11 protein-coding genes are annotated in these 13,550 nt (G+C 51.4%); 6 read left to right on the top strand and 5 right to left on the bottom strand.

The window, feature by feature from the left end; translation table 11 throughout:
* Positions 1 to 9: 9 nt before the first annotated feature.
* Together EYQ49_08190 and EYQ49_08185 are read right to left on the bottom strand one after the other, a co-directional pair.
* On the bottom strand, positions 10 to 681 hold the full coding sequence (locus EYQ49_08190) for an MgtC/SapB family protein (GenBank protein HIG25852.1): 672 nt from the start codon (positions 679 to 681) through the stop codon (positions 10 to 12).
* 41 nt (positions 682 to 722) lie between these two features.
* Positions 723 to 1,406 (bottom strand): pyridoxamine 5'-phosphate oxidase family protein, encoded by a 684-nt coding sequence (locus EYQ49_08185; GenBank protein HIG25851.1) that lies wholly within the window; start codon positions 1,404 to 1,406, stop codon positions 723 to 725.
* A gap of 95 nt (positions 1,407 to 1,501) precedes the next feature.
* Here EYQ49_08185 and EYQ49_08180 point away from each other — a divergent pair, with 95 nt between their 5' ends.
* The 3 genes from EYQ49_08180 (at position 1,502) to EYQ49_08170 (ending at position 3,822) form a co-directional block, all read left to right on the top strand.
* The gene (locus tag EYQ49_08180) at positions 1,502 to 2,326 is read left to right on the top strand and encodes a phytanoyl-CoA dioxygenase (GenBank protein HIG25850.1); all 825 of its coding nucleotides are present in this window, start codon (positions 1,502 to 1,504) and stop codon (positions 2,324 to 2,326) included.
* Between the two features lie 66 nt (positions 2,327 to 2,392).
* Complete coding sequence (locus EYQ49_08175; GenBank protein ID HIG25849.1) at positions 2,393 to 2,962, top strand: class I SAM-dependent methyltransferase; 570 nt, start codon at positions 2,393 to 2,395, stop codon at positions 2,960 to 2,962.
* A gap of 47 nt (positions 2,963 to 3,009) precedes the next feature.
* Complete coding sequence (locus EYQ49_08170) at positions 3,010 to 3,822, top strand: phytanoyl-CoA dioxygenase (GenBank protein HIG25848.1); 813 nt, start codon at positions 3,010 to 3,012, stop codon at positions 3,820 to 3,822.
* Positions 3,823 to 4,133: 311 nt separating this feature from the next.
* Here the strand turns inward: EYQ49_08170 and EYQ49_08165 are convergent, their stop codons facing one another.
* Complete coding sequence (locus EYQ49_08165; GenBank protein ID HIG25847.1) at positions 4,134 to 5,150, bottom strand: sugar dehydrogenase; 1,017 nt, start codon at positions 5,148 to 5,150, stop codon at positions 4,134 to 4,136.
* Here EYQ49_08165 and EYQ49_08160 point away from each other — a divergent pair.
* Both EYQ49_08160 and EYQ49_08155 read left to right on the top strand, forming a co-directional pair.
* Positions 5,149 to 5,454: a hypothetical protein gene (locus EYQ49_08160; GenBank protein ID HIG25846.1), complete on the top strand. Its 306-nt coding sequence runs from the start codon at positions 5,149 to 5,151 to the stop codon at positions 5,452 to 5,454. The genes EYQ49_08165 and EYQ49_08160 overlap by 2 nt on opposite strands.
* A 215-nt stretch (positions 5,455 to 5,669) precedes the next feature.
* Positions 5,670 to 6,530, top strand: coding sequence for a DUF1989 domain-containing protein (locus EYQ49_08155; protein ID HIG25845.1), 861 nt, complete (start codon positions 5,670 to 5,672; stop codon positions 6,528 to 6,530).
* Between the two features lie 13 nt (positions 6,531 to 6,543).
* Here the strand turns inward: EYQ49_08155 and EYQ49_08150 are convergent, their stop codons facing one another.
* Together EYQ49_08150 and EYQ49_08145 are read right to left on the bottom strand one after the other, a co-directional pair.
* A complete protein-coding gene (locus EYQ49_08150; protein HIG25844.1) occupies positions 6,544 to 7,224 on the bottom strand; it encodes a nitroreductase in 681 nt (226 codons plus the stop codon).
* Positions 7,225 to 7,381: 157 nt separating this feature from the next.
* A complete protein-coding gene (locus EYQ49_08145) occupies positions 7,382 to 8,914 on the bottom strand; it encodes a glucan biosynthesis protein (protein HIG25843.1) in 1,533 nt (510 codons plus the stop codon).
* Between the two features lie 410 nt (positions 8,915 to 9,324).
* Here EYQ49_08145 and EYQ49_08140 point away from each other — a divergent pair, with 410 nt between their 5' ends.
* On the top strand, positions 9,325 to 9,894 hold the full coding sequence (locus EYQ49_08140) for a hypothetical protein (GenBank protein ID HIG25842.1): 570 nt from the start codon (positions 9,325 to 9,327) through the stop codon (positions 9,892 to 9,894).
* Positions 9,895 to 13,550 lie beyond the last annotated feature (3,656 nt).

The raw sequence follows: 13,550 nt of genomic DNA, 5'->3' as shown, positions 1-13,550 counted from the left end.
GGGCCATCACTAGCCGCCCACTTGGTCTACTTCTTCCACTTCGTCTCGGTCGGCCAGGCGGCTGAGTACTTTTGCTAAGTCAACTTCGGCAATGCCTCGTATTTCCACCGTGGTTTGGCGCAGTCGTTGGCCTTCCACTTCTTCTTTGGTGGTCCAAACCCCCATGATGCGTCCGCCGCTTTCTTCGAGGCTAGAGAACAATGATTCAAGAGTTCCCCGACCGGCGTGGTAGCGGACCATAAAGCGGCGTTTGGAGCGGCGAAACATGACGTAGGGCTTTAACGGGCCGAAGGTGATTACCACCAGCAAGGTCATGGCTCCAGAAACGATGGCCACCGTGTAGAGGCCCATGGCGGCGGCCACCCCGAAAGCGGCGGCCATCCACAAGGTGGCCGCCGTGGTGATACCAGTGACGTTGACCCCGCTGCGCATCACCGCACCAGCGCCAATGAAGCCAATGCCGGTTACCACTTGGGCAGCTACCCGTGAGGGGTCATTTTGGTCGCCGATAACTGCATAGGCCCCAGCGATGGTAAACAAGGCTGCGCCGAGCGCCACCAAAGTGTGGGTGCGCAGTCCAGCCGTTTTGTAACGAGCTTCTCGTTCGAGGCCCAGCACGGCGCCTAAGGCCAAGGCCAAGGCCAAACGGCCAATGAGTTCAAGGGAACTTGGGGTATCCATAGAGCCAGTCTGCCAGAAAAGCAGATGGTCGGTGCTTTGGTCTAAAGTTCTCGGCCCACCAAGGCTTTGACATTGTCGGGGAGTTCAATGCCCTCAGTTAACTTTGGGTCGGCAATGGGTTCGCCAATGGTGGTAGTTACGGGGAGCACCCCGGCCCACATGGGGTAGGCGTAGTCGTCATCTTCGTCAACTGGTGGGCCGGTACGGACTTTTGCTGAGGCTTGAGCCAGTGAGAGGCGAAGCACTTCGGTGGAACGGTTTTCTTTTTCGGTGGTGGCTCGCAGGTCGGCTTGACGAGTGGGTACCAGTCTTTCCAATATGGTGACCAATGCTTCTTCTTTTTCTGCTGGGTCGGTAATGGCCACAGCGGTACCGATTACCACCACGGAGCGGTAGTTCACCGAGTGGTGCAGGCTTGAGCGGGCCAGCACTAGCCCATCAACGAGCGTCATGGTGACGCAGACCTCCGTGCCTTTACCGCGTCGCAGGGTGCCAGCGGCCGGAGCCCCGTGGAGTAGGAGGTGGTCGCCGTGGCGTACCACGAACATGGGGATGACCACCGGAAGTCCGTCTCGTACCGTGCCTACGTGGGCTACCAGCGAAGCGTCCACAATGGCATTTACTGCCTCAGTTTCGTAACTGGCTCGTTCAGCAGCTCGGCGAACTCGAATGGTTTCCGAGATTCTTGTTTCTGGGGGGCTTTGTTCTGATGGGTGATCTTCCATGGCCGTGTGTTTAACAGCACGGCCAGGCTTTTTGCAACAGTGCACAGACCAACCACATCAGCCAAGTATTATTTTCCCTCCATTAACCTCACAACATGGCGACCTCCTGGAATTCTGTTCTCACCGATCAGCAGCGGCAAACCTATGCCAGCGACGGTGTGGTGCACCTACCTCAGGTAGTTGCCCTCCATTATCTTGAAGAAATATCTACCTTGGTGGATCGCCAACTCGAAGAACCCGGGCCGTGGGTGACCGATACCGGCGCCGAGGCGACTACCGGGCGCTTGTTTACTTCTCGTTATATGTGGCGCACCGAACCGATTATTAACCGTTTTGTTTTTAACTCGGGAGTTGGGGAGTTAGCGGCAGCACTGATGGGTTCTTCTTCGGCCCGCTTTTACTTTGATCATTTGTTGGTCAAAGAAGCAGGTACCGAATCGGCCACCCCTTGGCACCAAGACATTCCTTATTGGCCTTTTCTGGGTTCGCAGATTTGTTCGGTGTGGGTGGCTTGTACCGAAACCAGCGTGAACGAAAGCTCTTTAGAGTTTGTTCGGGGGTCACACCGGTGGGACAAATACTTCGCTCCCGAGTCGTTCACCGGCGAGAGTTCTTGGACCGCCGATTTTGAGGGTGAGCGATGCCCAGACATTGAGGCGGCTCGTCCGGACTACGACATCATTGGTTTTGATGTGCAGCCCGGCGATGCCATCGTTTTTTCGGCTTGGACAGTTCGTGGAGCCCCCGGTAATGCTGGCCCTAACCGTCGGGTGGCCTTGTCGACGCGCTGGTTGGGCGACGATGCGCTTTGGTCACCTCATCCGGGCAGCGACCCCAGCGTGACCCAAGCCGACACCATTGCCGTAGCGGGCCAATACCCTGCCGACGATGATCGTTTCCCGTTGGTTTGGGCGCGTTAATTGAGGCCCGGTTGTTAAGCCAAAGCCGGCCGAGGGCCGCAAAACACTTCTTTAGTTGGGGTGCCCATGACCACTGATCAAGACCGCTGGAACGCCCGCTGGAAGGTGAGAGGCCTTGCCTCTTCTGGCTCGTCGTCGCTGCTTGAGTTGGTGGGGCCTTGGTTGCCGGCGGCTGGCTCAGCACTTGATGTAGCGGGCGGTGGTTCTGGTGATGCGGTGGCTTTGGCAGTCGCTGGTTTGACAGTAACGGTGGCCGACGTTAGTGATGCTGGCTTGGCCTTAAACCGCAAGCGGGCCGCTCAATCGGGGGTTGCGATAACCACCGTGCAAGTTGATTTAGAGAATGATGCCCTTCCGCCTGGGCCTTGGGCGGTCATTACTTTGGCCAATTTTTCTCATGGCCCGCTGTTTGGCTGCTTGGCCAGCGCTTTGGCTCCCGGGGGGATTCTGGCCGTGGTTATTGCCACCACCACCAACCTGGATCGCCATGCAAAGCCTTCCTTGTCTTTTTTGTTGGAGTCCGAAGAGATTCTTGGTTTGGTGGGCAATCTCGAGGTTCTTCATCACAGCGAAAGTTGGCGAGTCAACGGCCGCCATGAGGCGTGGCTGGTGGCTCGCCGCTCGGTCTATTCTTGATTTTATGAGCGTGGACTAATCAGGTCGAACTGTGCTTAACTTGAGACATGAGCACAACGCTGATTAAACCTGAAATGGCTACTGCTTTTGCTGCTGACGGGGCAGTGCACCTACCTGGTTTGTTTGCCGACTGGGTTGAGGTTTTAAGAGCCGGGGTGGCTCGTAATGAAGCCGACCCCAGCGAGTTTTTTGACGACAATGGAACTACCGATGATGCCGGACGTTTTTGGGATGATTACTGCAATTGGCAACGCATCCCAGAGTTTGAGCGTTTTGCTTTTGAATCGGGCATCGGTCAATTGGCTGCAGCGGTGATGCGGTCGAAAACAGCGCAACTGTTCCATGAACACGTACTGGTAAAAGAACCTGGAGCATCTCGCCCTACCCCTTGGCATAGCGATGCACCGTACTATTTTGTGGAGGGCCCTCAGACAGTGAGTTTTTGGATTCCCCTTGACCCGGTGCCGGTGGAGTCAACCTTGCGACTTATTCGCGGCTCGCACTTATGGGATTCTTCGGTACATCCAGTGAGCTGGACTACCGGTGATGGTTTTTACGGAGATGATGCATCAACCCACAGTGCCGGGTTTCGCCCGGCCCCTGACCCGGACGCTTCATCAGAAGAGTTCGAGATTTTAGAGTGGGCCATGCAACCCGGCGATGCGGTGGCCTTCAATTTTGGCACGGTGCACGGGGCGCATGGGTCGGCTAATTTGCGGCGAGCTTTTTCTTTACGCATGGTGGGCGACGACTCCCGCTACGTGCAACGTAAGGGCCGTACTTCTCCCCCGTTTGATGGCCACAACATGACCGACGGCCAACGCTTGCGTGAAGATTGGTTTCCGTTGTTGCCGGTTTAGTTCTGCCCTTTGGCTTGAGGGTGAGCGATGTAGGTGACTTCACGTAGAAACGGGCTGTCATCGGGGTTGATAGTTTCACCGAGGTCTTCGGCATAGCGGCGGCCATCCCATACGGCGGCGTTTGGCCGACAACGGCCCTGCTACTGGGGTGGGGTTCGGTACTGAGGGCGGGTTGTTGGCGGGCGTGTTTTCGGCACCCATCACGATTTGTGGTCGGGCCATATTGCTGATGCCCATCAGCCCAACGAGTACGTGTCGCTGGAGCAACTCAACCGGTGCGCACAGTTTGTGTCATCGGTCGCTCAACAACTTTAGCGGGGAACAATTTTGTGGACTTCGCCGGCCAGGTTAAAGGTGTAAAGTTCGCCGTCTCGGTCTTGGGCAAACGAGGTAAGTTGGCCTGCAGAAATACCGAGTGATCGTTTCGCCTCTACTTCACCATCTACTTGGGTCAGTGCACGGATTGTTCCATCGCAAAAGTCGCCGTAAATGTACGCGCCCACAAGTTCAGGGATAGCGGTGCCTCGGTAAACGAACCCACCCACCACGGCGCATCGGCCGTCGTCATGGTTGTAAAACGAAAGGGGCGGCGAATGGTCTGCTGGGTTTGGCCCCCGGCTTATCGGGCCTTCCCAGCGGGCCCAACCAAAATTGGCGCCGTTGGTTTGGCCATCAATCCGGTTTATTTCTTCCACGACGTATTGCCCTACATCACCTAACCAAAAATCGTCGTTGGCTCTATCAAAGGAGAACCGCCATGGGTTGCGTAGTCCGTAGGCCCAAATTTCTTCTTTGGCTCCCTCTACCCCAACAAAAGGGTTGTTCTCGGGAATGGTGTAGGCGGGTTCATTCCCAGGCTGCGGATCGATTCTTAAAATTTTGCCGAAAAGTGTGTCGAGGCGTTGTGCACGGTCTTCTGGGTCGTTGGCTGGCCCGCCGTCGCCAAGAGCGAGGTAGAGATACCCGTCGTAGCCAAAACGTATATGGCCACCGTTATGAATATTCTCGGGTTGGTCGAGCGCAAAAATTATTTCTGGTTCTTGAGCAGTGGGGAACCCCTTTTGGTCAACGGCATAGGCCGAGACACGGGTGTCGTTTTCTGCGTTGATGTAACTGACATAAAGGTAGGTGCCCGATGGGTTGTAGGTAAGCGAAAGCAAACCACTTTCTCCAACCATAGAAAGGTCGGAACGGAGGTCAATAACGACTTGGCCGGTAGCGCCTCCGGTAAATTCAAGCACCGTTCCGGTTCGTTGGGCCAACATTGCGGTTTCGGCCACCGGGTGAAATGCTAAATCAACTGCTTGCTCTGCGGTACCTATCAGCATGGTCGAAACGGTAATACCCTTAAAGATCTCCCGGTTTGGGCCTGGGGTGTTAGGGGGTCGGGTCGGGGCACTAATTACTGGTTCGGTGGTGGTGGTTGGTGGAGAAGTCGGTGGAGTGGTTTCGGAAGTAGTTGAAGTTATTTGTTCGGTTTGGGCGACCGTTGTGATGGTTGCGGCTTCGGTCGAAGTAGTCACTATTGAAGTTGCCGATAATTCGTCTGGGGCGGAATCATTTTGGGCGCAGCCAACAACCAGAAACCCACTGATACAAAAAAGCCAAGTTAAGCGCATCCCAGAAACTTAGTAAACCTTGCACCGTTGTACGTAGCTATTGGCTTTAGTCGCGTGATGCGCCGACTGGGCAAAGCTGTGCCGGCCATGGCAAACAGTATGGCTCTCCAGAAGAATCTTGCGGCGATAGTAAAGTCCGGTTCGGGTGGCGGCCCCATAGATGTGCTTTATCACAGTGCCGAAAAACGGCGGCCTCTTCAAGTAGTCTCGCTCCAACCAAGGAGTGCCATGTCTATCACTGCGCAAAACCCAGAGCCGTCAGATGCGACTGAACGCCGAGAGGTGGAGCCGATAGTTGTTTACCAGGTTGATGCCGTGCCGGCCTTTGATCAAGATTTCTACGACTTGGTGCACAGCGACATGGCCTGCATTGATGAGGTGATTGTGCCTCCCCGCGATGCTCGGACTTTTCGAGTGCCTGCAGGGCACGTTTTTCGTATTGTCAGTGTGGAGGGCCCGCAGGTTGGCGACCTTAATCTTTGGCATGCCAACGATTTATCAGAACGATTTTACAGTGGCAAAACCCGTGCTTTGCATGCCACCCATGTCAGCACCGGCGATCGTTTGTGGAGCAACCTGCCCTTCCTTCGCCCGTTGGCCACCATTACCCACGACACCTTAGATTGGTACGGTTTTGACGAATTCGGTGGCGGCATTCACGATGTCATCGGCACCCGTTGTGACCCCCATACCAACCATTTGCTTACTGGCCAAGACTACGACTACTGCTGCCATTCCAACCTGACCCGGGCGCTTGTTGCTGCTACCGGTATGACGGTGGCCGAGGCAGAAACCCATATCCACGATGTTCTCAATGTCTTCATGTGCACCGGCTTCACCCAAGACACCAAGCAGTATTTTATGAAGGCCAGCCCGGTTCGGCCCGGTGATTTTATTGAGTTCTTTGCTGAGGTAGATCTTCTCGGTGCTTTATCTGCTTGTCCGGGTGGCGATTGTGGAAGCAGTCATTCTGATGATGTCGCATCTTGTTATCCCTTACTGGTGCAAATTTTTAAACCGAAGCAAGGTCGCCTTGCCGGTTGGCAAACGCCGGCTACTTCTGGTTACGCCGGCCACCACGGCATTTAACGGTTTCGAAACTTCAGTCTTCGAATCCGACATAAGAAGCAACATCGTGGTTGGCGGCTCGCCGGGACACCACGTCGTTGGCCACAAAGTCAGGGTCAGGCCAGCCCATGGCCACACAGGTCATGATGACTTCGTCTTCGGGGATGTTCCCGTGCTCGCGCACTACTGATGACTGCATGATGCCTTGACCGTTGATCACGCAGCCCAGGCCTTTCGAGGTGGCGGCCAGAACCAACCCGTAGGTTGCGGCGCCACAGTCAAAGTGAGCAATGGTGTCGTCGCCGAGTTCTTTATCGAGGGTGACCACCACCGACACCGGTGCGTCAAACTGGCGGAAGCCGCGCATCACCCAGTCTTGGCGGCGTGTTTTGTCGTCACGCTCAATGCCCATGGCTTCGAAGAGTTGCACCGCTATGCCAATCTGACGCTCTCGATGAATGCCCTGATAGCCATGATCGGCCATCTTGATCTCGCGGTCAATGGCGGCACCGGCCAGCATTCGCTCGGTGTTACCGGTTCGCACCTCTTCAAGCGGCGCTCCAGTCAGGACATGGAAGTTCCATGGCTGGGTGTTCATTGACGAGGGTGCCCTTTGGGCCAGGTCAATGATTTCAACCATGAGTTCTTTGGTTACCGGCTTATCTAAGTAGCCGCGAGTGCTGCGACGCGCTCCAACTATTGCTTCGAAGTCCATTGGTTTGTTTACGCCTTTCGTTGGTTTTCGTCAAGGACATTACTTTTCTGGCTGGCACGGTGGCAAGGCGAGGAAATATGGTTCGGGCCTTGACGGCTCAGCCAAATGGGGGCAAATGGTTTTGGGGCTACTCGTGAAAAAGTTGGTTACTCGTGTATCAACGCGTTCGGACACCATTGAGAAGGGTGCCGATAGCGGTGTACCGCACAAAATAACGATAAGTAAGTAAGAGCAGGCCGCTTACAACCCAACAAATCAGGAAGAACTTCGGTATACGGGGAATCCCCCAGTTGCGTGTCCAGTCTTGGAAAAGAAGCACCAAGGGGAGGTGAGCGAGGTACATCCAATAGGAGGCGTCGGAGAGATACCGCACCCAATAGCGTTCGCTGGAGAAAAAATGGCGGAATAGCCCGATTAAACCAAAGGTCATTCCCCATGTGTACAGCGTTTGCAGTAGGGCTGCCGCTGGCCAGCCTCCTCCCTCGTAAGTAAACCCAGCGGCGAGAGGGAAAGTCACCAGCACAGACACCGGCAGGGTCACCTTCCAATGCTTTCCAAGACGATCAATAAGGGGCTCCCTGGCGTCATCGTAAGTACTGAATACTCCCGCCCCGTAGCCAAAGAACACGGCGTAGTAGAATAAGACATGGGCGGTAGGTAGCAACCCTGTTGAGGTATCTGGCCCGAAGGTTCTGAACTCTCCGCCGCCTCCCATCTTTAATTGGAAAAGAAATGTCAACGGGAAGGCCACCCAAAGCATGCGGGTGCGTGCAGTATTTGAGGTAACCCGACGCCCTAACTGTGTTGCTAAAGGTGCGATTACGGCAAACCCTGCGACCAACCAGCAGAGAAACCACAGGAACCAGAGATGGTGAAACTGATCAACCCACGATTTGACGCCTGTTTCGTTGCTGGTATCAGGTGTGTTGAAGGTGGCCTCAGCAATTTCAGAACCATCGGCAAACCAATCAATGTCTTGCCATTGCTGACCATTTATCCGAATGTCTTGAGCACCACCCTCTATCAACACTTCGGCGGTGGCTGCGCTGCCAACCCAGACGGCGACATCTAACGGCGTTAACCCGTCAATGTTTTTTATTTCATAATCAGCACCAGACTCGAGCAACACTTGGGTCACCTCAGGCAGGCCTAGAAAAGCCGCTAAATGTAGGGGGGTGGCTCCGTCTTCGCCTTGCACGTTCAAATCAGTGCCGTCGGTGACGACCAGAGAAACCACATCAAGTTCGCCCGTGAGGATTGCTGACCAGACATCTTCCGTCTCCGTTGCTACCTCTCCCCTGTCTTTGCTGCCTGATTCGATCGATCGTTCAGCTACCCAGTCAAACGCAGGAACGATCGTTAAAAGACCTAAAGCGAGAGGCAAGCCAACTCTGCATACGCGGTGAACAACAAGTGCCTTCATGCCTCGTCGTTGCCAAAGCATCGCCGTAAAAAACCCGCTGAGGAGGAAAAATAACGGCATGCGGAACCCATGAACAGCAATTAAGAACTCGTCAAAGGGCCCGTTAAAGCTGGATGCTTTATCTTGCGCAGGCCAAAACGAGGGGAAGAAAGAAAGGGAAGCGTGTAGGCCGATGCCAAGCAGCATGGCGAAACCTCGAAGAGCGTCAAGGTCGTTCCACCGCCGTGCAGTGGAAGAACTCTTGGCAGTCTCTATTTCTTCAGCCATAGGCTCAGCCCCAAGTTTTTGATTAGCAAAACCTACCAGAAAAGCCCGGCCGCAAAGACCGGGCCTTCTACTTGGTGGCGGGGGCAGGATTTGAACCTGCGACCTTCGGGTTATGAGCCCGACGATCCACCAGACTGCCCCTAAGAAACAGCGTGCAACTATGCGCTATGACCGATATTTCCACCTTTAGATAGGAAATATAGCTAGACATAGTGAATAGTCGGATGGAATCCGGATGGAATTTCTAGACAAATATTAGACATGTCGAGTTGTCACGGCGCGCTTGAAGAGCGCACTCATGTGACTTCTCAGCGAACATATTTTTAGCTCGTGAAGAGTATCTCGCATTGCCCTTAAGATGAGGAATGATCCACAATTAGAGCCATGGTAAAGGACTAGCATATTAGGTGATGCCCTTCTCAAAGCACGGTAATAAGCAGAAACGTATTAGGCGGCTAGCGGTTTTTCTTGCATTTGCTATAGTTTTGCCGTTCGCTGAAGCTCTCTCATCAGGTCCTGAGGATGATGTTGTTAGTCAGGGTCAAGAAACCCCTTCGCAAGTTGTAGAACCTTCGCCCAGTGTTCAAGAAGTAGGTAGTGATTCTAGTAAAGTCGCTCCTACGGTGCTTCCTTTTATTATCGAACAAGAACCGCAGAATCAAGCCCCAGTGATAGGTATTGATGGGCCTGAGTGCTTTAGTTCATTGTTTGAAGGGGGTTCAATACCTGTCTCTATATCGGTTTCTGATGAAGATGACTCTTCGGTAATTCTTGATCTTGCGACCCAAATTGGGGATGATGTTCTAGATTTAACTGAATATATCGTTGGTGGAACTTCTCTCATTGTCCCAGGTGTTTCTGAAGTTTCTTTCCCTATCCCTGATGAAGCAGGCGCCTATTTGTTATTGATCGCTCACGCTACGGATAGTGATGGAGCTAGTTCGGAAGCTGCTCTAGTGATTTCAAACCGATGTCCTTGAACTGAGTAGTTAAATTTAGTTTGGAGCATGAGTTGCGCTAGCTCCGGATAATTTTATTGCTCCTAGAGGAGCTGGGTTTGAGTAGCGTTTGGTCTTGAATGGGGAATTCGCTACGACTCGACAATATGTTGGGATTTCATAGTCTTCATCGGAATCTATTTGCCCTTCAGTGATTTGAGAGATTTCAGTCCATTTGCCATCAATTTCAAATTCTAGTGAGAACGTTATTCCTAGGGTTCGCTTTGCTTTTATTGACCAGATGATTTCAGATACTAATCCGCCGATACTGACGACTTCAGGCAATGCGTCTAGTTCTAATACATGTAATTGCAAATCCTCGCTATTCGTATATGACTGCTTTGTCATTCCGTATTTAAGTTTTCCTGAATCCAAGCGAATAGCGAATTTTATGTCCGTTTGACCTGGTGCGTCAGAGAGGAACTCTATTTCTGAATCTTGCATTAATTCACCTGTTGCTTCAGTTCCAGATCCCTTTCTTATCTCGTAGCCATCATCCGATTCTGAAATTGCGATGTGGGTAATAATTGGTGACCGTCGTCCGAGATATCGGAGTACGAATATTCGAGCAGCTATCAGAAGCGCTATTCCTGCAACTATGACAATCCACCATGGGAATGAACTGCTTGGGCTGTCAGTTTCTGGTGCAGTTGGATTTGGTTTTTCAAGATCCGGAATGGTGACCGTGGGTGTTTGGATTTCTTTTCCGCATTCTAAATCAGGGTCAGTTATACACTCAGGGGCAACCTCATCTGGGTCAGGTATGCCATCATCATCGCAATCAGGATCAGTTATACACTCAGGGGCAACCTCATCTGGGTCAAGTATGCCATCATCATCGCAATCAGGATCAGTTATACACTCAGGGGCAACCTCATCTGGGTCAAGTATGCCATCATCATCGCAATCAGGATCAGTTACACACAGCTCAGATGGCTCTTCACCATCAAGTAGCCCATCATCATCGCAATCAGGGTCAGTTATACACTCAGGGGCAACCTCATCTGGGTCAAGTATGCCATCATCATCACAATCAGGATCAGTTATACATAGCTCAGTTGGCTCTTCACCATCAAGTAGCCCATCATCATCGCAATCAGGATCAGTTATACACAGCTCAGATGGCTCTTCACCATCAAGTAGCCCATCATCATCACAATCAGGATCAGTTATACACTCAGTTGACTCTTCACCATCAAGTAGCCCATCATCATCGCAATCAGGATCAGTTATACACAACTCAGATGGTTCTTCATTATCTCGTATTCCATCACCGTCACAATCAGGATTATCCGGGCAAGGATCGTCGGGATCTAGAATGTAATCGTTATCTCGATCGGCTTCATCATCAAAGTTGCTTACTCCCACTCTTTGATTCTCAACATCTGCGAATAGAACGTCTGAATCGGTGTCAGAGATTGAAACTATGATGAATGGGTATTGTTCTTTATCTATAATCGTGTCGTCTACCCCAGTGACAGTAACGATTTGTGCTTCATCCCAGTTTTCGGGTGTAAAGGTGAGTGTTCCAGTAACGGTTGCCTCGCCTGTATCGCTTGAAGTAAGCAAGAGGACAACATCTGAGAGAGGTTCTGCTGTTAGGACGATATTGAATGTGGCAGTAGTCCCTGTTTCATTAACTATGACGTAAGTATCATTTAAGGTTATTTCAAATCCGGCAACGTCATCATCAAGGTTTGTTCCTATCAAAATCTCGCTGTCAACATCTGCGAAGTCAGGATCTGACGTTGCATCATTAATCTCTGCGAGTATTTCAAATTGAATATCCCCATCAATTAGTCCATCATTTTCTGGGTTCACTGTTATTGCTTGCGGAGTATCCCAGTTCTCAGGAGTAAAGATTAAAGATTGTATTGAAATTGTTGCTTCGTCTGAAATATTTGCATTTAATATCAGGTTTCCATTTGAGTTTACGTCTGTTGGTTGACTGAGCGTTATTTCAACGTCGCTTGTTGGTTGAGCTGTGAGAACAATAGAGAATGTGTCAGTTGTTCCATCTTCACTGATGACTGTGTCTCCACCAGTTTGAATAATTGTGAATCCTGCCTTGTCATCATCAATTGTTTCAACAGAAATTGTTGTATCCAGTAGTCCGTCGAAATCATCATCTGTATTCTGAGAGTCAACGGAGATTGTTATGGTTGAGTTTTGGTTGCCATCAATTAAGTATTCGTTAAATGCTTCTACTGGAATTGTTTGCTCGGTATCCCAGTTGTTGGTGGTAAATGTGATGCTCCCGATTACGGTGACTTCCTCAACATCATCTGAAGTGACTGTGAATACAACATCAGTGACTGGCTGAGCTGTTAGGACGATCGTAAATGCATCAGAGAAGCCGTCTTCTTCAACTATTGTCGCACCGTCGGTTTCAGCCGCTGCATATCCTGGTGTGTCATCGTCTGTGGTAGATGAGGAGATAGATTTTGGCGAAGTGAATGCAAAGTCTTCATTTGAAGCGTCCACGTTAATACTTACAGTGATTGTGCTAGTAACTGTCCCGTCAATTAGGTAGTCATCCACACCTGTGACTGTGGCTGTTTGTGGCACATTCCAATTTGAAGTAGTGAATGTCAGCGAACTTGTTACTAACGTTTCGGTACTATCAGATGAAACGATGTCCATAACAACATCGGTTTGTGGTTGTGCATCAAGGACAACAGTGAATGTATCAGTCGTTCCGGATTCAGCGACCTCTGTTGAACCGTCAGTTTCTGTGACTGTGAATTCGGGTATATCGTCATCAGTGGTTGTGACGACTACTGTCTGATCTTCTAGTGAGTCAAAGCCATCATCAGAATTGGCATCATCAATACTGACTATTACCATTGTGTCTTGATTGCCGTCGATCAATGTCCCGTCATCAATTCCTGTGACGGTGATGGTTTGTGGGGTGTCCCAATCAGCAGATGTGAAGGTAACAGATGCTGGCACAGTTGCTTCACCCGTGTCATCAGAAGCAATGGTGAGGACTACGTCTGAAGTTGGTTGGGCGTCTAGAACGATCGTGAATGTGTCAGTAGTCCCGGACTCATCGACTTCAGTGGATCCGTCGGATTCAACAATAGTGAACCCGGCTACATCATCATCGGTCGTGGTCGCTGAAACTGTTTGATCAGCAACAGAATCGAAGTTGTCGTCGGATGCTTCTTGCACGATTGCAACTGTGATATCTGAGATTTGCGACCCGTCAATGATTCCTACGTCATCAGTACCGGTTGTTGTAATCGTTTGTGGGGTGTCCCAATTTTCATTTGTGAAGGTTATTGATCCTGGGTTTACAGTTGCCTCTGTTTCATCACCTGAAGTTACCGAAAGAACTACGTCCTCTGTAGGTTCAGCGTCAAGAACAATCGTGAATGTGTCAGTAGTTCCAGACTCGTCAACTTCGGTAGAACCGTCGGATTCAACAATAGTGAACCCAGCGACGTCATCATCGGTCGTGGTCGCTGAAACGGTTTGATCAGCAACAGAATCGAAGTTGTCATTTGAGTTGGCATCGTCTACAGCGACCGTGATCGTACTGGTGATAGTTCCATCAATAATGTCATCGTCAACACCGGTGACGGTAACGGTTTGTGGCGTGTCCCAGTTAGCGGAAGTAAAGGTCAGTGGGCTGT

It is taken from the genome of Acidimicrobiia bacterium (genome assembly GCA_012959995.1).
Classification (GTDB): Bacteria; Actinomycetota; Acidimicrobiia; order Acidimicrobiales; family MedAcidi-G1; genus MedAcidi-G2B.
Note: the sequence above shows the minus strand (reverse complement) of the source record. Positions and strands in the feature narration are given on the sequence as shown.

What these genes read in the sequence shown, in the direction of transcription:
- EYQ49_08155 (HIG25845.1), top strand. Translation starts at nt 5,670, where the DNA reads ATGTCTATCACTGCGCAAAACCCAGAGCCGTCAGATGCGACTGAACGC.
- EYQ49_08180 (HIG25850.1), top strand. Translation starts at nt 1,502, where the DNA reads ATGGCGACCTCCTGGAATTCTGTTCTCACCGATCAGCAGCGGCAAACC.
- EYQ49_08170 (HIG25848.1), top strand. Translation starts at nt 3,010, where the DNA reads ATGAGCACAACGCTGATTAAACCTGAAATGGCTACTGCTTTTGCTGCT.
- EYQ49_08165 (HIG25847.1), bottom strand. Translation starts at nt 5,150, where the DNA reads ATGCTGATAGGTACCGCAGAGCAAGCAGTTGATTTAGCATTTCACCCG.
- EYQ49_08140 (HIG25842.1), top strand. Translation starts at nt 9,325, where the DNA reads ATGCCCTTCTCAAAGCACGGTAATAAGCAGAAACGTATTAGGCGGCTA.
- EYQ49_08185 (HIG25851.1), bottom strand. Translation starts at nt 1,406, where the DNA reads ATGGAAGATCACCCATCAGAACAAAGCCCCCCAGAAACAAGAATCTCG.
- EYQ49_08175 (HIG25849.1), top strand. Translation starts at nt 2,393, where the DNA reads ATGACCACTGATCAAGACCGCTGGAACGCCCGCTGGAAGGTGAGAGGC.
- EYQ49_08160 (HIG25846.1), top strand. Translation starts at nt 5,149, where the DNA reads ATGGTCGAAACGGTAATACCCTTAAAGATCTCCCGGTTTGGGCCTGGG.
- EYQ49_08190 (HIG25852.1), bottom strand. Translation starts at nt 681, where the DNA reads ATGGATACCCCAAGTTCCCTTGAACTCATTGGCCGTTTGGCCTTGGCC.
- EYQ49_08150 (HIG25844.1), bottom strand. Translation starts at nt 7,224, where the DNA reads ATGGACTTCGAAGCAATAGTTGGAGCGCGTCGCAGCACTCGCGGCTAC.
- EYQ49_08145 (HIG25843.1), bottom strand. Translation starts at nt 8,914, where the DNA reads ATGGCTGAAGAAATAGAGACTGCCAAGAGTTCTTCCACTGCACGGCGG.